An 18,438-nucleotide genomic window follows, 5' to 3' on the forward strand; every position below is an offset into this window, starting at 1 on the left:
GGTGAACGGTTCCCGGCACTGGAGTAGACGACGGAACTCCTCGTTTCGTGCACCGGCGCGCGGCGTGAGCTGCGTCACCGGTTTCGTCCGGCTCCTGCCCGTATCCCCGCGCACCCCCGCTCTCCTGCCCGTTCGACGGCGACGCACCCTGGACGGGTTCCGACCCGTGGGCTAGCTTCCAGCGCCATGAAGGCCATGGGGAAGACGAGACGGCTGATGGCACTGGTGACCGGAGGGGCGGCCCTGGCGGCCGCACTGGTCGCACCGGGCGCCCACGCGGCGCAGGGCACGGAGACGGAGTCGGCCTCCCAGGAGGCCGCCGTGCGCGGGCTCCTGCCCGGCTGGCGGCTCACCGACACCGGCACCGACGTCCGCTTCCGAGGGCTCGCCGCGGTCAGCCGCACCACGGCCTGGGTCGCCGGGTCGAAGGGCACGGTCCTGCGCACCTCGGACGGCGGCCGCACCTGGCGTGACGTGTCACCGCCGGGCGCCGCCGAACTGGAACTGCGGGACATCGAGGCGTTCGACGGCCGCCGGGCCGTCGCCCTGGCCATCGGCGAGGGCGAGGCATCGCGGGTCCTGCGCACCGAGGACGGCGGGGCGACCTGGACCGAGTCCTTCCGCAACACCGATCCCCGCGCCTTCTTCAACTGCCTGACGTTCTTCGACAGCCGGCACGGTCTCGCGGCGGGCGACCCGGTGGACGGGAAGTTCCGGGTCCTGTCCACGGCGGACGGCGGCCGTTCCTGGCGGGTCCTGCCCGATGCCGGGATGCCCGCCGCCCTGCCCGGCGAGGCAGGGTTCGCGGCGAGCGGCCAGTGCCTCGTCAGCTCCGGCGCCAAGGACGTCTGGCTGACCACCGGGGGAGCGGAGACCGCCCGGGTCCTGCACTCCCGGGACCGGGGCCTGACCTGGACGGCGAGCGCCTCGACCCTCCCGGCGGGCGACCCGGCCCGGGGCGTCTTCGCCGTGGCCTTCCGCGACCGGGCCCACGGCATCGCCGTCGGCGGCGACTACCGCCCCGACCAGGCGTCCCCGCAGGCGGCCGCCGTCACCGGGGACGGCGGCCGGAGCTGGCGGCAGTCCGCCACCCCGCCGCCCGCCTACCGCTCCGGCGTCACCTGGCTCCCGTACAGCCGCACCGCCGCCCTGGCCGTCGGCCCCACGGGCACCGACCTCACGCTGGACGGCGGGCGCACCTGGCGGACGGTCGACCCCGGCTCGTACGACACCGTCGACTGCACCCCCGACCTCGGCTGCTGGGCGGCGGGCGAGAAGGGGCGGGTCGCCAGGCTCGGGTTCTAGACAGTTTTACGAGGCGTCCAGCACCTCCCGCAGCCGCGCCGCGAACGCGTCGGGCTGCCCGGGATAGCCGAACTCCCCGTCGAGGAAGCCGCCGTGATGACTCGGGAAGACGGTCACCCGCTGCCCGAGCAGTCCGGCGGCCGCCTCGGAAGTCCGCCCGGTCTGCACCGCCCGGGACTCCTCGCCCACGGCGATCACCACACGGGTGGGGGCCGCGTTGATGGCGTCGACGTCCGGCCGGTGGTCGCTGACCGCCCAGGACCGGTCGGACAGCAGCGGGTCGTCCCGCGAGCCGTCGTCCTCGGCCGGCATGCCGAACGCGGCGGGATCGGGAGCGGGCTGCGCGAAGTAGGCGTCGGTGAACTCGCCCTCCCACGAGGCCATGGCCACGAACGCGGCCATCCCGGCGCCCCATCCACGCTTCTCGTAGGCGTCCCGGACCTCGGCCCGGGCCCGGACGGCCGCCTGGCCGTCCGGGGTGATCGTGATGAGCGGCGGCTCGTGCGCGACGAGGGCGGTCACGTCGCCGGGGTGGCGCGCCACGAGGGCGAGGGCGGTGACCGCCCCGCCGCTGCTGGCGAACATCTCGACCGGCCCGGCCCCGAGCCTCGTGATGACGGCGTGCACATCGTCGGCCAGGGTCTCGGGCGTGTAGTCCACCCGCCCGTCCGCACGGGTGGAGCGGCCGAGCCCCCGGGGGTCGTACGTGACGACGGTCCGGTCGGGGAAGCGTGCCGCCAGCGCGACGAACCCGCTCGCGTCCATGGGGTGGCCGATCAGGAGCAGCGGCGGGCGGCCGTCGTCGGTGGGCAGTGGTCCGCGGACGTCGTACACGAGGTCGGCGCCGGCGGTGGTCAGGGTGGAGGTCTCCATACCCGTACAGACCGGCCCCGCCCCGGAAAGTCATCGGTGGCGGCCACCATAATCCTCCGCCCGTTACGGCAGTTGCTGCCGGTAAGGCGCGAGCGCGGGCGCCGACTTGGTGGCGATGAACTCGGTGATCCGGTACGCGCACACGCCGTGCGCGGCGAACGGGTCGGCCGCCGCGATCCTCTCGATCGCCGCCCGGTCCTCCCCGACGGCCAGGATCACACCGCCGTCCCGGGGGTTCTTGCGTCCCGAGGCGATGAAGACGCCCGCCGCGTACTGCTCGTCGAGCCAGGTGATGTGCTCCGCCATCAGCGCGTCGACGCGCTCGACGGGGGCCGTGTAGGTCAATTCGAGTACGAACATGATCGTCAGGCTACGGGATCCCGGCCGCCGCGAGGATGGCCTCCGTGGCCGTGAGCGGGAGGGCGGGCCCCTCCGCCGCAGCCCCTATGGTCTCCGGCTCGTCGAGCAGGTCGAGCAGCCGGCCCACCGGCAGCCGGGCGTCCCCGGCCATGACGCGGCGGACGCCCGCCGACGGGTCATGACTCAGCCGCTCGATCAGCTCCGCCGGGGCCTCCGGATCCCGCGCCACCAGCGACCGCGCCCCCGGATCCTCGCTCTCCGCGAACCGCGCCAGCCCGGCGCGCGGGAACTGCGGTTGGGGCAGCTGCTCGAACCGGGTGATGAAGGGCGATGCGAGCAGTGTCTCCAGCAGCAGTTCCCCGGGGGCCGCCGGATGGTTCTCGCACAGCAGCATCCGCACCACGAAGTCCTCGTCGGCGGCGAGCCGCGCCACCAGATCGCCGGGCAGATGCGGGCTGTACGCGGCGAAGCGCCGCATTCCCGGGTGCGCGGACTCGGCGCAGGCCAGCATGAGCACGGGATCGGTGAGCGACTGCATCACCCACGCCGGGGGGTAGATGCGGTCCTCCGGCCCGACGTGCCAGTCGATCGCCGCCCGCCGCTCCTCGGTCAGCTCCGGCCGCAGCGACACCGCGAGCCGGACCGCCGGGGAAGCGTCCGAGGCGAGGGCGGTGACCAGCCGGTCGGGAAGCCCCCGGTTGGCAGCGAGCCCCGCGCGTACGTCCTCGTCGCCGGTGGCGTACAGCCGGTCCGCGAGGTCGTCGGTGAGCACGGCGCCCGCGACGATCTCCCGCCGCCCCCAGCCGGAGTCAGCGGCGGCGACCTGCTCCAGGATCTCGGCGGGGGAGCCGAGGACGACGCCCGCGACATGGGCGGCCGCCCGCCGCACCGCCGGATCGGGGTCGTCCAGGAGCGGCCGCACCGCTTCGATCGGGGCACGCCGCCGGTGGTACAGGGCGGACTCCCGCACCTTCGCCTCCGGATCCGCGAGCAGCAGCGCCCACACCTCGTCCGGAACCGGGACGAACATGCCGAGCCAGGCCCGTACCTGCCGGTCCTCGTCCCAGGCGAGAGAGGCACACACCTCGTCCGGCAGGGGGTCGGCCTTCCGCCAGCGGCCGTGTACCTCAGGACGCGCCGCCACCCGGCTGCGTACCCACGGATCCGGGTCCGAGGCGAGCCGGGCCCGCTGCGCACCGGAGGCGCCCCGGCCCACCGCCAGATAGCTGCGGACCTCCCGGTCGGGGTGGGACACGGCGACATCGCACAGCGACTCCGGGACCTCGTCCCGCTCGAAGACGGAACGGCGCACCGGTCCCTCGGCGCCGGTCAGAATCCGCAGGAGCACCGATTCCGGGGCGGCCGGATTGCGCGCCAGGCCGTCGAGGCGTTCGAGGTCCGCTCTCTTCATCGCGCCAGTATGAAGATCGCGCCCGCCGACCGGTACCCCCGGCCCCACCTGCGGCCTCGCGGCCCACCGGGGACGGGACGGGCCTCGTCACCGCATAAGCTTCCCGGCATGACGAGCTCTCCCGCCCCCGCCCACGAGACCCCCGCCGACGAAGCCGAGGGCCGGGCGGTCCAGGACCGGCTGCGCGACCGGGTGATCCTGGACGAGGCGGGGCCGGAGCCCGGAACCGGCCTGGTCACCGGGGTGGACGTGGCCTACGACGACGAGAAGGACGTCGTCGTCGCGGCGGCCGTGGTGCTGGACGCCGCGACGCTGGAGACGGTCGAGGAAGCCACCGCCGTCGGCACGATCGCCTTCCCGTACGTCCCCGGGCTGCTGGCCTTCCGCGAGATCCCGACGGTCCTTCAGGCACTGGAGGAGCTGAGCGTCGACCCCGGTCTCGTCGTCTGCGACGGCTACGGCCTCGCGCACCCGCGCCGCTTCGGACTCGCCAGCCACCTGGGCGTGCTCACCGGACTGCCGGTCATCGGCGTCGGCAAGAACCCGTTCACGTTCACCTACGAGGCCCCCGGTCCCCTGCGCGGTGACTCCTCCCCGCTGCTGGACGGCGACGAGGTGGTCGGCCGCGCGCTGCGCACCCGGGAGAACACCAGCCCGGTGTTCGTCTCGGTGGGCCACCGCATCAGCCTCGACAACGCCTGCGCCCACACGCTCCGCCTCGCCGGCCGCTACCGCCAGCCCGAGAGCACCCGCCGGGCGGACGCCCTGTGCCGGCGGACCCTGCGGGAAGCGACCGCCTGACGAAGCCGTAGCGTGCGGTGTCATGAGACGCGCGTGGAGGCTGCCGGCCCTGTTCCTGCTCACTGGCGCGTTCGCCGCGACGGGGTCCGCCCTCGGCGGCGACACCGCCATGACGGCGGTCTTCCCGGTGCTGTTCGTGCTGTTGGCCGTCATCCACTCGCCCCTGGTCTTCCCGGCGCCGGTCTCGGCTGCCGAGGCCGCGCGCCGCAGCGCCGTGGACGGCCGCCCGGTCGTCTACTGGCGGCCGGGCTGCACGTACTGCCTGCGGCTGCGCCTCCGGCTGGGCCGGGAGGCCTCCCGGCTGTACTGGGTGGACATCTGGCGTGACCCGGCGGGCGCGGCCGCTGTACGGGCTGCCACCGGCGGGGACGAGACCGTGCCGACCGTCGTCGTCGCGGACCGGCCGCACGTCAACCCGGACCCCGCGTGGGTGCGCGGGCGGCTGCCACCCCACACATGATCGCCCCGGGCGTGGAACAGCCCTGCAACTGAGTACCCGTACGGATGGCATAGATCCGTACAGCTGGGCAGGCTGAACGCATGAACGCCTCTCGCACAGCCGTCCGCCCCGCGCCCTTCGACCCGGCCCAGCGCCGGATGGCCCTGGGCCTGCTCCTCGGCAGCGCCGTCGGCCTCGTCTGGCTGGGCGCGATGCTCTACACGCTGGCCGGCTGGATCTTCTAGACCTCTCCGGCCCGCCCGGGGCCTCGGCTACCGCACCGCCGCCACCCGGAACCGCAGCCCCGCCGCCGTCAGCCGGTCCAGGAGCGCGTCGCCCATCGCCACCGCCGTGGTGATCTGCCCGGAGGTCTCCGGCAGCTCGTCCAGGGCCAGGCACACCGCCGACTCGGCAAGGATCTTCGCCGTCTCGCCGTAGCCCGGGTCGCCGCCGGACACCTCGGTGAAGACGCGTCGCCCGCCGCCCCCGCCGACGAAGCGGATGGTGAACCAGCTCCGTCCGCGGCGCTCCTCGTCCGGCCCCTGCCCCGGCTCGTAACGGCTCATCAGCCACTCCCGTACGGCTTCCACCTGGGCGGCCGCGACCAGCCCGCCGATCGCCACCGGGGCGCCGAGGGCCATGGGCAGCGTTTTGACCGAGGCGAAGTGGCGGTAGCGGAAGTCGGGGCCGTACCGCTCCAGGGCACGCGCCGAGCGGCCCACGATCGTCGGGTCGACGGTCGGCAGCGGCAGCGCCCAGGTGCCGGTCTCCCCGCTGAAGTGCGGGGCGCCCGCCGGGGTGCTGACCCGCCGGCCCGCCAGGCGCGGCTCGTGCAGTCGGCGCTCCCGGGCGGCGGCCAGCATCTGCGGGCCCCGGCCCATCGCGGTCAGCGCCGAGGCGAACGTCCCGCCGGAGAACACCGCGTTGGTGCGGACGAAGCCGTCGACCGTCAGGGGGACGTCCTCGGGCAGCTGCTTGACGGTGAAGTACGCACCGAGGTCGTGCGGCACGGAGTCGAAGCCGCAGGCGTGCACGATGCGCGCCCCCGTCTCACGGGCCCGGGCGTCGTGCTCCAGATACATCCGGTCGATGAACTCCGCCTCGCCGGTGAGGTCCGCGTAGTCCGTCCCGGCCTCCGCGCAGGCGGCGACGAGCTTCTCGCCGTACCGCAGGTACGGCCCCACGGTCGTGGCCACCACCCGGGTGGAGGCGGCCAGTTCGGCCAGTGCGTCGGCGTCGTCCGCGTCGGTCTCCAGGAGTTGGAGATCCGCGCACCGCGGGGCGATCGCCGTCAGCCGCTCGCGCAGCTTCTCGAGCTTGGTCCTGCTGCGCCCGGCCAGCGCCCAGCGGAGAGTGGCGGGGGCGTGGGCCGCCAGGTACTCGGCCGTGAGCGCCCCCACGAAGCCGGTGGCACCGAAGAGGACCACGTCCAAGGGGCGTGTCGCGTCGTTCTGCCTGTTCACGAGTACCTCCGGCTGGGAGACGGGTGCCGACGTGGCAGGCAGAGGGTAGCGGAGAGCGCCGTGGCGGCGTGCGGCCGGGCGGGCCGCGTGCGAGAGGATCGGGGGAAAGAGCTAAGCGCTTGCTCGGCCCGAGGGGTTGTGCGGAGCCGGGGACGTTCTTAGCATCGCAGGTGTTACATCGGTTGTGTCACACCCCTGGGGGCTCACAGATGGCGAAAGGCCCAACACCCGGGCACGGTCCGCTGACCGGTGTCCGGGTCGTCGAGCTGGCGGGCATCGGCCCCGGACCGTTCGCCGCGATGCTGCTGGCGGACCTCGGGGCCGACGTCGTCCGCGTCGACCGGCCCGGCGGTGCGGGGCTCGGCATCGATCCCGCGTACGACCTCACCAACCGCAACAAGCGCTCCGTCGTCCTGGACCTCAAGAGCGACGAGGGACCGGCCCGCGTCCTGGACCTCGTCGAACGTGCCGACATCCTCGTCGAGGGCTACCGCCCCGGCGTCGCCGAACGCCTCGGCGTCGGACCCGACGCCTGCCTCGCCCGCAACCCGCAGCTCGTCTACGGGCGGATGACCGGCTGGGGCCAGGACGGGCCGCTCGCCGACCGCGCGGGCCACGACATCGCCTACATCGCGCTCACCGGCACCCTGTCCATGATCGGCAGGCCGGACGAACCGCCCACCGTCCCCGCCAACCTGGTCGGCGACTACGCGGGCGGCTCGCTCTACCTCGTCATCGGCGTCCTCGCCGCCCTCCAGCACGCCCGATCCCACGGTGAGGGGCAGGTCGTCGACGCCGCCATCGTGGACGGCGCCGCCCATCTCGCCACGATGATCCACGGCATGCTCGCCGCCGGGAGCTGGCAGGACCGGCGCGGCGCGAACCTCCTCGACGGCGGCTGCCCGTTCTACGGCACCTACGCCACGTCCGACGGCGGCCACATGGCGGTCGGCCCGCTGGAAGGCCAGTTCTACGCGGAGTTCGTCCGGCTCCTCGGTATCGCGGACGCCTTCCCCGACCGGTGGGACCTCGCCCGCTGGGACGAGCTGCGCGCCACCGTCACCGAACGCTTCCTGACCCGTACGCGCGCCGAGTGGACCGAGGTCTTCGCCGGCACCGACGCCTGCGTGGCCCCCGTCCTCTCGCTCGGCGAGGCCCCGCACCACCCCCACCTCGCCGCCCGCTCCACCTTCGTCGAGCACGGCGGCCGGACCCAGCCCGCCCCCGCCCCGCGCTTCTCGGCCACCCCCGTCTCCGTACGCACCGGGCCCGCGCTGCCCGGCGCGGACACGGAGGCCGTGGCGGCCGACTGGGACGTACCGGGGCTCCGGCCCACCCCCCGAGACTAGGAGACCCCGTGCAACGGCAGATCTTCACCGAGGAGCACGACGCGTTCCGCGAGACCGTCCGGGCCTTCCTGGCCAAGGAGGTCCTCCCGTACTACGAGCAGTGGGAGCAGGACGGCATCGTCTCCCGCGAGGCCTGGCTCGCCGCCGGGCGGGCGGGGCTGCTCGGACTGGCCGTCCCGGAGGAGTACGGGGGCGGCGGCAGCGACGACTTCCGCTACAGCGCGGTCCTCGCCGAGGAGTTCACCCGCGCCGGGGCCGCCGGGCTCGCGATCGGCCTGCACAACGACATCATCGGCCCCTACCTCACCGGCCTCGCCACCGACGAGCAGAAGCGCCGCTGGCTCCCCGGATTCTGTTCCGGCGAGACCATCACCGCCATCGCCATGACCGAGCCGGGCGCGGGCTCCGACCTCCAGGGCATCCGCACCACCGCCGAGGACAAGGGCGACCACTGGCTGCTCAACGGCTCCAAGACCTTCATCTCCAACGGCATCCTCGCCGACCTTGTCGTCGTCGTCGCGAAGACCACCCCCGAGGGCGGGGCCAAGGGGCTCTCCCTCATCGTCGTCGAACGCGGCGCGGAGGGCTTCGAGCGCGGCCGGAACCTCGACAAGATCGGCCAGAAGTCCCAGGACACCGCCGAGTTGTTCTTCAACGACGTCCGCGTCCCGAAGGAGAACCTCCTCGGTGAGCGGGACGGCGCGTTCATCCACCTGATGACCAACCTGGCCCAGGAGCGCATGGGGATAGCGGTCGCCGGGATCGCCGCCGCCGAGCACCTGCTGGAGATCACCACTCAGTACGTCAAGGAGCGGGAGGCCTTCGGGCGTCCGCTCTCCAAGCTCCAGCACATCCGCTTCGAGATCGCCGAGATGGCCACCGAGTGCGCCGTCACCCGGACCTTCCTCGACCGGTGCATCGTCGACCATTCGGACGGGACGCTGGACGCCGTCCACGCCTCGATGGCCAAGTGGTGGGCCACCGAACTGCAGAAGCGCGTCGCCGACCGCTGCCTCCAACTCCACGGCGGATACGGCTACATGAGCGAGTACAAGGTCGCCAAGGCGTTCACCGACGGCCGTATCCAGACCATCTACGGCGGCACCACCGAGATCATGAAGGAGATCATCGGCCGCTCGCTGCTCGCCTGACCCCCCGCTCCCTCCTTCTCCACCACCCTCGAAAGGCAGCTGTCTTGAGTACCGAAGCATTCGTCTACGACGCGATCCGCACCCCGCGCGGCCGCGGCAAGGCCAACGGCGCCCTGCACGGCACCAAGCCGATCGACCTGGTCGTCGGCCTCATCCACGAGGTCCAGGCCCGCTTCCCGGACCTGGACCCGGCCGCCATCGACGACATCGTCCTCGGCGTGGTCAGCCCCCTCGGGGACCAGGGTTCCGACATCGCCCGGATCGCCGCCATCGCGGCCGGCCTGCCGGACTCCGTCGCGGGCGTCCAGGAGAACCGCTTCTGTGCCTCGGGCCTGGAAGCGGTCAACCTGGCCGCCGCCAAAGTCCGTTCGGGCTGGGAGGACCTCGTGCTCGCCGGGGGCGTCGAGTCGATGTCCCGGGTGCCGATGGGCTCCGACGGCGGGGCCTGGGCGATGGACCCGATGACCAGCTTCGAGACCGGCTTCGCCCCGCAGGGCATCGGCGCCGACCTCATCGCCACCGTCGAGGGCTTCAGCCGCCGCGACGTCGACGAGTACGCCGCCCTCTCCCAGGAACGCGCCGCCGCGGCCTGGAAGGACGGCCGCTTCGCCCGCTCCGTCGTCCCCGTCAAGGACCGCAACGGCCTCCTCGTCCTCGACCACGACGAGCACATGCGCCCCGGCACCACCGCCGACTCCCTCGCCGGTCTCAAGCCCTCCTTCGCCGCCATCGGCGACATGGGCGGCTTCGACGCGGTGGCGCTGCAGAAGTACCACTGGGTCGAGAAGATCGACCACGTCCACCACGCGGGCAACTCCTCCGGCATCGTCGACGGCGCCGCCCTCGTCGCCATCGGCTCGAAGGAGGTCGGCGAGCGCTACGGCCTCACCCCGCGCGCCCGGATCGTCTCCGCCGCCGTCTCCGGCTCCGAGCCCACCATCATGCTCACCGGCCCCGCCCCCGCCACCCGCAAGGCGCTCGCCAAGGCCGGACTGACCATCGACGACATCGACCTCGTCGAGATCAACGAGGCCTTCGCCGGAGTCGTCCTGCGCTTCGTCAAGGACATGGGTCTCTCCCTGGACAAGGTCAACGTCAACGGCGGCGCCATCGCGCTCGGCCACCCGCTCGGCGCGACCGGCGCGATGATCCTCGGCACCGTCATCGATGAACTGGAGCGCCGCGACCAGCGGTTCGGCCTGGTCACCCTCTGTGTCGGCGGCGGCATGGGCGTCGCGACGATCGTCGAACGCATCTGACCGTTCTGCCCCGGCCACCCCTGCTTACGGAGAAGACACCGACATGACCGAGAGCACCACCATCCGCTGGGAACAGGACGAGACCGGCGTCGTCACCCTCGTCCTCGACGACCCCAACCAGTCGGCCAACACGATGAACCAGGCCTTCAAGGACTCCATCGCTGCCATCGCGGACCGCGCCGAGGCCGAGAAGGACTCCATCCGCGGCATCATCTACACCTCCGCCAAGAAGACCTTCTTCGCGGGCGGCGACCTCAAGGACATGATCAAGGTCGGCCCGGAGAACGCACAGGCCGCCTTCGACACCGGCACCGCCATCAAGAACTCGCTGCGCCGCATCGAGACCCTCGGCAGGCCCGTCGTCGCCGCCATCAACGGCGCTGCCCTCGGCGGCGGTTACGAGATCGCGCTCGCCTCCCACCACCGCGTCGCCCTTGACGCCCCCGGCTCCCGCATCGGCCTCCCCGAGGTCACCCTCGGGCTGCTCCCGGCCGGTGGTGGCGTCACCCGGACCGTACGCCTCATGGGCATCGCCGACGCCCTGCTCAAGGTGCTGCTCCAGGGCACCCAGTACACACCGCAGCGGGCGCTGGAGAACGGCCTCGTCCACGAAGTCGCCGCCACCCGCGAGGAGATGATTCTGAAGGCCCGCGCCTTCATCGACGCCAACCCCGAGTCCCAGCAGCCCTGGGACGCCAAGGGCTACAAGATCCCCGGCGGCACCCCGTCCCACCCGAAGTTCGCCGCCAACCTCCCCGCCTTCCCCGCCAATTTGAAGAAGCAGCTCGCGGGCGCGCCCATGCCCGCGCCGCGCAACATCCTCGCGGCGGCCGTCGAGGGTTCCCAGGTCGACTTCGAGACCGCCCTGACCATCGAGGCCCGGTACTTCACCGAACTGGTCACCGGCCAGGTCTCCAAGAACATGATCCAGGCGTTCTTCTTCGACCTCCAGGCCGTCAACTCCGGCGCCAACCGGCCCAAGGACATCCCGGAGCGCCCGGTCCGCAAGGTCGCCGTGCTCGGCGCCGGGATGATGGGCGCGGGCATCGCCTACTCCTGCGCCAAGGCCGGGATCGACGTCGTCCTCAAGGACGTCTCCACCGAGGCGGCCGCCAAGGGCAAGGCGTACAGCGAGAAGCTGCTCGCCAAGGCGCTCTCCCGGGGCCGTACGACGGAGGCCAAGCGCGACGAGCTGCTGGCCCGGATCACCCCGACCGGCGACGTGGCCGACCTCGCGGGCTGCGACGCGGTGATCGAGGCGGTCTTCGAGGACACCGCCCTCAAGCACAAGGTGTTCCAGGAGATCCAGGACGTCATCGAGCCGGACGCCCTGCTCTGCTCCAACACCTCCACCCTCCCCATCACCGCCCTCGCCGAGGGCGTCTCGCGCCCCCTCGACTTCATCGGCCTGCACTTCTTCTCACCGGTCGACAAGATGCCGCTGGTCGAGATCATCAAGGGTGAGCGCACCGGTGACGAGGCGCTCGCCCGCGCCTTCGACCTGGTACGGCGCATCAAGAAGACGCCGATCGTCGTCAACGACTCGCGCGGCTTCTTCACCTCGCGTGTCATCGGACAGTTCATCAACGAGGGCGTGGCGATGGTCGGCGAGGGCGTCGAGCCCGCCTCCATCGAGCAGGCGGCCGCCCAGTCCGGCTACCCGGCCAAGGTCCTCTCCCTGATGGACGAGCTGACCCTGACCCTGCCCCGTAAGATCCGCAACGAGACCAGGCGCGCGGTCGAGGAGGCCGGCGGCACCTGGCCCGGCCACCCCTCGGACGAGGTCATCGACCGCATGGTCGACGAGTTCGGCCGCCCGGGGCGCAGCGGGGGAGCGGGCTTCTACGACTACGACGAGGACGGCAAGCGCGGCGGGCTCTGGCCGGGCCTGCGCGAGCACTTCACCACCAAGGCCGATGGGAACGTCCCCTTCGAGGACATGAAGGAGCGGATGCTCTTCTCCGAGGCGCTGGACAGCGTCCGCTGCCTGGAGGAGAACGTGCTCATCTCCGTCGCGGACGCCAACATCGGCTCCATCATGGGCATCGGCTTCCCGCCGTGGACCGGTGGCGTCCTCCAGTACATCAACGGGTACGAGGGCGGCCTGCCCGGATTCGTCGCCCGTGCCCGGGAGTTGGCCGAGCGCTACGGCGACCGGTTCCTGCCGCCCGCGCTGCTCGCGGAGAAGGCGGAGAAGGGCGAGACCTTCCACGACTGAGGCCGTAGCGGGCCGCGTTCACCGTCACTCGGTGGTGAACGCGGCCCGCAGCTCTTCCTTGAGAGACCGCTGAAAGGCCGTCACCAGCGCCTGCACCACGATCGGTTGCATATGAGCCGACAGCGACTTCATCGCCGCCACATGCTCCGGATCGCCCTCGCGCTCCCGGTACGGATTCCACACCTCGTCCCGGAAGAGCCGGGTCATCTCCTGCGCCGCCGACCGGGTGTGCTCCAGGAGGACGGTCCGCGCCGCCAGGATCGTCTCGTGGGCGATCGGCACGTCCAGCAGCTCCACCCCGAGCCGCAGCAGCCCGAGATCCACCCGGTACGCCGTGCCGTCCCCCTCGGGCCGGACCAGCACCCCCATCGCCGCCAGCCGGTCCACATCCGGCTCGGTGAGCGCCCGCCCCGCCCGCTTCTCCAGCTCCGCCCGCGTCATGTCCTCGGCCGTGTCCGGCGCCCAGGACGCGACCAGCGCCCGGTGGATGGCCAGATCGTGGGCGCTGAGGTCGGGCGGCAGCTGCAACAGATAGCGTTCGATCGCGGCGAGCGTCATGCCCTGCTGCTGGAGCTCCTCGATCAGCGCGAGCCGCGAGAGATGGTCGGGCCCGTAGTGTCCGACCCGGCGCGGACCGATGACCGGGGGCGGCAACAGGCCCCGGGTGCTGTAGAACCGCACGGTACGCACGGTGACCCCGGCGCGGGCCGCCAGCTCGTCCACCGTGAGCGTCGGCTCGTCGGTCCCCGTCGCCATCTCTGCTCCCCGCAGTCGAATCCCGATATCGGACAGTTCCGCTGTCTCACCACTACTGTGAAAGTCTCCGGCACCATCGCGCCGCCGTCCACCCCGGGCCCGTTGTCAGTGTCGGCCCGTACGGTGAGGTCATGTCGGAGATCACTTACGTACGGGGGGACGCCACCGCACCGCAGGGCAAGGGCGTCAAGCTGATCGTCCACGTCTGCAACGACCTCGGCGGCTGGGGCAAGGGCTTCGTGCTCGCCCTCTCCCGCCGCTGGCCCGAGCCCGAAGCCGCCTACCGCCGCTGGCACCGGGAGCACGCGGGCAACGACTTCGCCCTGGGCGCGGCGCAGTTCGTGCAGGTGGGGCCCTATCTCTGGGTGGCCAACATGGTCGGCCAGCGCGGTATGCGCACCGGCAGCAAAGGGGTGCCCGTGCGGTACGAGGCCATCGACGCGGCGCTCGGAGCGGTGGCGGCCAAGGCGCGCGAGCTGGAGGCCACCGTCCACATGCCCCGGATCGGCTGCGGGCTCGCGGGCGGCACGTGGTCCCGCGTCGAGCCGCTGATCGAGCGACGTCTCATATCCGCCGGCGTGCCGGTGACGGTGTACGACCACGACTGACCCGGCCGCCGGGGACCGGGCCCCGCCATCACGGCTCCGCCGTCCGCGAGGGATCATGGAGGTGAAGGGGACGGGCGGCGTACGGCAGGCCCGCCGGGATCGCGGGAGCACCGGATGAGCAGCGCGAAGGACGTGAAGGGCCCCTGGGCCCGCGGACCGGAGGCGGCGCCGGGCGGGGGTGCCCACCCCGAGCCGCTCTCGGGCCAGGGCTCGGGCCCGGAGCCGCCCGCGCACGGCCGTGGTGCGGACCCCGAGCCGCCTCGGCCCGGCGGCGTGCTCTGGAGCCTGTCCGGCGACATCCGCGCCCTGCTGATGCTGCCCGCCGCCCTCACCCTCCAGGTCGCCCACCCGGCCGTCGGCGCCGGAGTCGACGAGCACTCCGTCTTCCGTACGGACCCCTGGGGTCGCGGCGAACGCTCGCTGCGCTCGCTCCAGCTCTGGGTGTACGGCGGCGCGGAGGCGGCCGAGGAGGGCCGCAGGCTGCGTGTGCTGCACCGCACCATCCAGGGGACCGACACCCGGGGCCGCCGCTACCACGCCCTGACGCCCGCCAACTACGCCTGGGTGCACGCCACCGGCTTCCCCGTCTACCAGCACGCGGCCCGCTATCTGATCCGCCCCATGACCCCGGCCCAGGAGCGTGCCCTGTACGCCGAGTGGCTCCAGGTCGGCCGGATCCTCGGCATCCACGACCGGGACATGCCGCAGACCATCGAGGATTTCTGGCCGTACTGGAACAAAATGCTCGCCGAGGAGATCGAGGCGACGACCGTCGTGCGGGAACTGGTCGACGCCGACCAGCCCGTTCCCCCGCCGGACCGGGGTCCGTGGCCGCTGCGGGCGGTCCTGCGCGCGCTGTGGCCGGTGCTCCTGCCGCCGCTGGCCCGCTTCCGGCGGTTCGTCACCATCGGGCTCATGCCGCCCGACGCCCGCGCGGCCGTCGGCCTGCCGTGGAGCGCTGAGCAGGAGAAGCGGCTGCGCCGGATGTGCGCGGTCCTGCGGGTCGTCGTCCCCGTCCTGCCGGAGCGGCTGCGCTATCTGCCCCGGGCGCGAGCTGCCCGCGCGGCCCACCGTACGGCTGCGCCCAACGGCTGAGCGGGCCCGCGCCGTCGGCGTACGGCCGTGCGCCGACGCCGAGGGGCCGTCGGAGCGGCTGATCTCCCGCCGCTCCGACGGCCCCGGTCACTCGGCTCCCGGGCGTACGACCGTCAGCGGTGCTCGTGACCCGCGTGACCCCGCTCCGGGCGCTCGCCGTGCCCGTGGTCGCCGTGGTCGTGCACGGTGTTCGTCGCCGCGATCTTCTTCCAGGACGCGGGCCGCTCGACCCGTACCGCCGACCGCGCCGACAGGGCCGCCTTGGCGAGACCCGCATCCGTCGCGGCCGGGGCCGTCGGCCGCGACGGCTGGTACAGCCAGGTGTCGAACAGCGCAGCCAGCGGCTTGCCCGAGACCCGCTCGGCGTACCGGACGAAGTCGCCCACGTTGGCGTTGGCGTGCGCGTGCTCGGCCGGCCAGCCCTTCAGCAGCTCGAAGAAGGTGGCGTCGCCGACCTCGTTGCGCAGCGCCTGGAGCGCCAGCGCACCCCGGTCGTAGACGGCGATGCCGAACTGGTTGTCCGGGCCCGGATCGCCCGGCTTCACCTTCCAGAACGGGTCGTCGGCCGGGTGCTGGGCGTACGTGTAGTCCGCCAGCTCCTGCGCGGTGCCCTCGCCCTCCTTCTCCGACCAGAGCCACTGGCTGTAGCGGGCGAAGCCCTCGTTGATCCAGATGTCCTTCCAGCCGTCGACCGACACGCTGTTGCCGTACCACTGGTGCGCGATCTCGTGGACGACGACCGAGACGTTCGCGCCGTTCGCGAACTGCTTCGGGCTGTAGAAGGGCCGGGTCTGGGTCTCCAGGGCGAAGCCGCTCGTCACGTTGGGCACGTATCCGCCGAGCGCGTTGTACGGGTACGGGCCGAACACCTCGGTCAGCCACTCGGCGACCTCGGTGGTCCGCTCGATGCTCGCCCGGGCCGCACCGGCGTTGGCGCCCAGGTCCTTGCTGTAGGCGTTCAGCACCGGCAGGCCGTCGGCGGTCCTGTCGGTCGTGATGTCGAACTTGCCGACGGCGAGCGTCGTCAGATAGGTCGCCTGCGGCTTGTCGGAACGCCAGTTGAAGCGGGTCCAGCCGAGCTTCGAGCTCTGCGACTGGAGCACCCCGTTGCTGATCGCCTGGGTGCCGTCGGGCACCGAGACCGAGATGTCGTACGTGGCCTTGTCCAGCGGGTGGTCGTTGCTCGGGTACCACCACACCGCCGACTCGGGCTCCTGCGCGGCGACACCGCCGTCCGGGGTCCGCGCCCAGGCGGTCCAGCCGTTGATCTTCAGCTCCGAGGGCTTCCCGGCGTACCGGACGACGACGGAGACGGCCCTGCCCTTCGCCAGCTTCTCCGCCGGGGTGACTTCCAGCTCGTGGTCGCCGCTCGTGGCGAAGCGGGCCTTCTTGCCGTTCACCCGCACCTCGGAGACGTCGAGCCCGAAGTCGAGGTTGAAGCGGGACAGCTCCTGCGTGGTGGTGGCGAGGATCGTCGCCGTGCCCTCCAGCAGGTCGGTCGTGGGCTGGTACTTCAGCCGCAGGTCGTAGTGGGAGACGTCGTAGCCACCGTTTCCGCCGGCCGGGTAGTAGGGATCGCCGATACCCGGGGCGCCCACGGTGCCTGGTGCGGCCGCTGCCGGGATCGCCAGCAGAAGGGTGGCCGCCAGTGCGCTGGGGACGATGAATCTGCGGTGCACAACAAGCTCCAATTAGTCGGGACGGATGATCTTCCGACCGGTCGTCACGAGGCTATGCAGCCGACGGGGCGGGACGGGGCGTTCCGGGTGCTTCTGTCACACGATCGCCATTCCGTCGACACGGACGGCAGGGCGCGCGAACCTCCGGATGGCAGTGATCGCCCCCTGTTGCCCAGGAGTTGACCGGGGTAACGTCCGCACATCGCCGACAGACCGACGGGCGTCACAACGCCCGCCCCCACCCGTTCCGGAGGCAGCAGCTGATGACCCGTCGTGTCGCTCGCGCACTCCACCTGCTCAGCCCGCATCCGTGGCTCGCACCGGTCGCAGGACCCGCCCGGCCGGAGTCCGCCGCCCCACGCCGCGCGGCGCGGACGATGCGCCGGACGGCCGTCGCGGCGACGCTCGCCGCACTCGCCCTGCCGTTCGCCATCGCACCCGCCGAGGCCGCGCACCGCCCGCCCCGCACCGGGTTCGAGACGAGCGAGGGGGCCCGCTGGACCGGCGAGGCGGAGGAGCGGGACTTCCTCGCCGCGGTGGACCGGGGGAGCGACCGGGTCTCCGTGGACCGCGTCGGTACGACCGGCCAGGGCCGCGCCCTGCGGCTCGTACGCGTCGGCCAGGAGCGGCCCGGCGCCACGACCGTCCTGCTGATCTGCAGCCAGCACGGGGACGAACCCGCCGGGCGCGAGGCCTGTCTGACCACCATCCGCGACCTGGCGTTCGCCGAGGACCGGGCGACCCGCGCGTTCCTGGCCCGTACGACCCTGCTGGTGCTGCCGACGGCCAACCCCGACGGGCGCGCCGCCGACACCCGCGGCAACGCCGACGGGGTCGACATCAACCGCGACCACATCGCCCTGGAGACCGCCGAGGCGCGGACGGCCGCCGCCGTGGTCCGCGACGAACGGCCGGAGGTGATCTACGACTTGCACGAGTACGGCGCGACCCCGCCGTACTACGACAAGGACCTGTTCACCCTGTGGCCGCGGAACCTGAACGTCCACGACGGGGTCCACGACGCCTCGCGCGCCCTCTCCGAACGCTATGTCCGCCCCGCCGCGACGGCCGACGGCTACAGCAGCGGGCACTACGGCATCTGGACCGACCCGGCCACCGGGGAGCCGGTCAAGCAGGTCGCCGGGGACGGCCAGGAACGCATCCTGCGCAACACCTCCGGACTCAAGCACGCGGTCGGCCTGCTCATCGAGTCCCGGGTCGACGCGCTGAGCGACGCGGAGAAGGCCGATCCGGCGCTCAACCACCGGCGCAGGGTCGACTCCCAGAAGACCGCGCTCGGCGGCCTCTTCGACTTCACCGACGAGCAGCGCGCCCGGCTCCGGACGGCCACCGCCCTCTCCCGCCTGGCCGGTCTCGCCGACCGGGGGCCCGTCTATCTGGGCGGCGCCGACAACGACCCGGCCGAGCCGTCCGAGATCCTGGTCGACCCGCCGTGCGGCTACCGGCTGGACGCCGCCCAGTACACGGCGGTGAAGGACGAGCTGGCCCTGCACGGGGTCCGGGCCCGGCCGGAGCGAGATGGCGCATTCGTGCCCTTGCGACAGTCGGCTCGGAGCCTGATTCCCCTGCTCCTCGATCAGCGAGCGACATATCACCTCACAAACGGTCAAGCTCGAACCGCTTGTTGATCCTTCGAGATCCGGGGCAGGT

Annotated in this window: 17 protein-coding genes; 11 read left to right on the forward strand and 6 right to left on the reverse strand. The window is 72.6% G+C overall.

The annotated features are described in order from the left end of the window. Nucleotides 1–186 precede the first annotated feature (186 nt). A complete protein-coding gene (locus tag WQO_RS30550) occupies nt 187–1,305 on the forward strand; it encodes a WD40/YVTN/BNR-like repeat-containing protein (RefSeq protein WP_058954155.1) in 1,119 nt (372 codons plus the stop codon). Between the two features lie 6 nt (nt 1,306–1,311). Here WQO_RS30550 and WQO_RS30555 read toward each other — a convergent pair whose 3' ends face one another. From WQO_RS30555 to WQO_RS30565, 3 genes are all read right to left on the reverse strand, one after another. Then, a complete protein-coding gene (locus WQO_RS30555; RefSeq protein WP_010058070.1) occupies nt 1,312–2,178 on the reverse strand; it encodes an alpha/beta fold hydrolase in 867 nt (288 codons plus the stop codon). Between the two features lie 63 nt (nt 2,179–2,241). Further along, nucleotides 2,242–2,538, reverse strand: a complete 297-nt coding sequence (locus WQO_RS30560) for a YciI family protein (protein ID WP_010058069.1) — start codon at nt 2,536–2,538, stop codon at nt 2,242–2,244. A 10-nt stretch (nt 2,539–2,548) separates the two neighbouring features. Beyond that, on the reverse strand, nt 2,549–3,949 hold the full coding sequence (locus WQO_RS30565) for a hypothetical protein (protein WP_058954156.1): 1,401 nt from the start codon (nt 3,947–3,949) through the stop codon (nt 2,549–2,551). Nucleotides 3,950–4,057: 108 nt separating this feature from the next. Here WQO_RS30565 and WQO_RS30570 point away from each other — a divergent pair, with 108 nt between their 5' ends. The 3 genes from WQO_RS30570 (at nt 4,058) to mmpA (ending at nt 5,434) form a co-directional block, all read left to right on the forward strand. Further along, a complete protein-coding gene (locus WQO_RS30570; RefSeq protein ID WP_010058067.1) occupies nt 4,058–4,750 on the forward strand; it encodes an endonuclease V in 693 nt (230 codons plus the stop codon). A 22-nt stretch (nt 4,751–4,772) separates the two neighbouring features. Continuing rightward, complete coding sequence (locus tag WQO_RS30575) at nt 4,773–5,210, forward strand: glutaredoxin domain-containing protein (protein WP_010058066.1); 438 nt, start codon at nt 4,773–4,775, stop codon at nt 5,208–5,210. Nucleotides 5,211–5,290: 80 nt separating this feature from the next. Further along, entirely contained in the window at nt 5,291–5,434 is a 144-nt protein-coding gene (gene mmpA, locus WQO_RS36485) for a morphogenic membrane protein MmpA (RefSeq protein ID WP_167552050.1), read from the forward strand. 27 nt (nt 5,435–5,461) lie between these two features. Here the strand turns inward: mmpA and WQO_RS30580 are convergent, their stop codons facing one another. Continuing rightward, the gene (locus WQO_RS30580) at nt 5,462–6,652 is read right to left on the reverse strand and encodes a saccharopine dehydrogenase family protein (RefSeq protein WP_010058065.1); all 1,191 of its coding nucleotides are present in this window, start codon (nt 6,650–6,652) and stop codon (nt 5,462–5,464) included. A 209-nt stretch (nt 6,653–6,861) separates the two neighbouring features. On the opposite strand from WQO_RS30580, the gene WQO_RS30585 reads away from it, so the two are divergent. The 4 genes from WQO_RS30585 to WQO_RS30600 are packed head-to-tail and all read left to right on the forward strand — an operon-like array spanning nt 6,862 to nt 12,629. After that, nucleotides 6,862–8,001 carry a CaiB/BaiF CoA transferase family protein gene (locus WQO_RS30585; RefSeq protein ID WP_010058063.1) on the forward strand — a complete coding sequence of 380 codons (1,140 nt, stop codon included), beginning with the start codon at nt 6,862–6,864 and terminating at the stop codon, nt 7,999–8,001. An 8-nt stretch (nt 8,002–8,009) separates the two neighbouring features. After that, a complete protein-coding gene (locus WQO_RS30590) occupies nt 8,010–9,152 on the forward strand; it encodes an acyl-CoA dehydrogenase family protein (RefSeq protein ID WP_010058061.1) in 1,143 nt (380 codons plus the stop codon). Between the two features lie 44 nt (nt 9,153–9,196). Continuing rightward, on the forward strand, nt 9,197–10,411 hold the full coding sequence (locus WQO_RS30595) for an acetyl-CoA C-acetyltransferase (protein WP_010058059.1): 1,215 nt from the start codon (nt 9,197–9,199) through the stop codon (nt 10,409–10,411). Nucleotides 10,412–10,454: 43 nt separating this feature from the next. After that, the gene (locus WQO_RS30600; protein ID WP_010058058.1) at nt 10,455–12,629 is read left to right on the forward strand and encodes a 3-hydroxyacyl-CoA dehydrogenase NAD-binding domain-containing protein; all 2,175 of its coding nucleotides are present in this window, start codon (nt 10,455–10,457) and stop codon (nt 12,627–12,629) included. Between the two features lie 24 nt (nt 12,630–12,653). On the opposite strand, the gene WQO_RS30605 is transcribed toward WQO_RS30600, so the two are convergent. Then, the gene (locus WQO_RS30605) at nt 12,654–13,385 is read right to left on the reverse strand and encodes a MerR family transcriptional regulator (protein ID WP_010058057.1); all 732 of its coding nucleotides are present in this window, start codon (nt 13,383–13,385) and stop codon (nt 12,654–12,656) included. A gap of 131 nt (nt 13,386–13,516) precedes the next feature. Between WQO_RS30605 and WQO_RS30610 the strand changes: the two genes are divergently transcribed. Further along, nucleotides 13,517–13,993 carry a macro domain-containing protein gene (locus tag WQO_RS30610; protein ID WP_010058056.1) on the forward strand — a complete coding sequence of 159 codons (477 nt, stop codon included), beginning with the start codon at nt 13,517–13,519 and terminating at the stop codon, nt 13,991–13,993. Nucleotides 13,994–14,107: 114 nt separating this feature from the next. Further along, a complete protein-coding gene (locus tag WQO_RS30615) occupies nt 14,108–15,088 on the forward strand; it encodes an oxygenase MpaB family protein (protein WP_010058055.1) in 981 nt (326 codons plus the stop codon). 113 nt (nt 15,089–15,201) lie between these two features. On the opposite strand, the gene WQO_RS30620 is transcribed toward WQO_RS30615, so the two are convergent. Continuing rightward, nucleotides 15,202–16,767 carry a M1 family metallopeptidase gene (locus tag WQO_RS30620; RefSeq protein WP_010058054.1) on the reverse strand — a complete coding sequence of 522 codons (1,566 nt, stop codon included), beginning with the start codon at nt 16,765–16,767 and terminating at the stop codon, nt 15,202–15,204. A 263-nt stretch (nt 16,768–17,030) separates the two neighbouring features. Here WQO_RS30620 and WQO_RS30625 point away from each other — a divergent pair, with 263 nt between their 5' ends. Further along, on the forward strand, nt 17,031–18,416 hold the full coding sequence (locus WQO_RS30625; RefSeq protein ID WP_010058053.1) for a M14 family metallopeptidase: 1,386 nt from the start codon (nt 17,031–17,033) through the stop codon (nt 18,414–18,416). Nucleotides 18,417–18,438: the final 22 nt, after the last annotated feature.

It is taken from the genome of Streptomyces globisporus C-1027, assembly GCF_000261345.2.
In the GTDB taxonomy this organism is placed as follows: Bacteria; Actinomycetota; Actinomycetes; order Streptomycetales; family Streptomycetaceae; genus Streptomyces; species Streptomyces pakalii.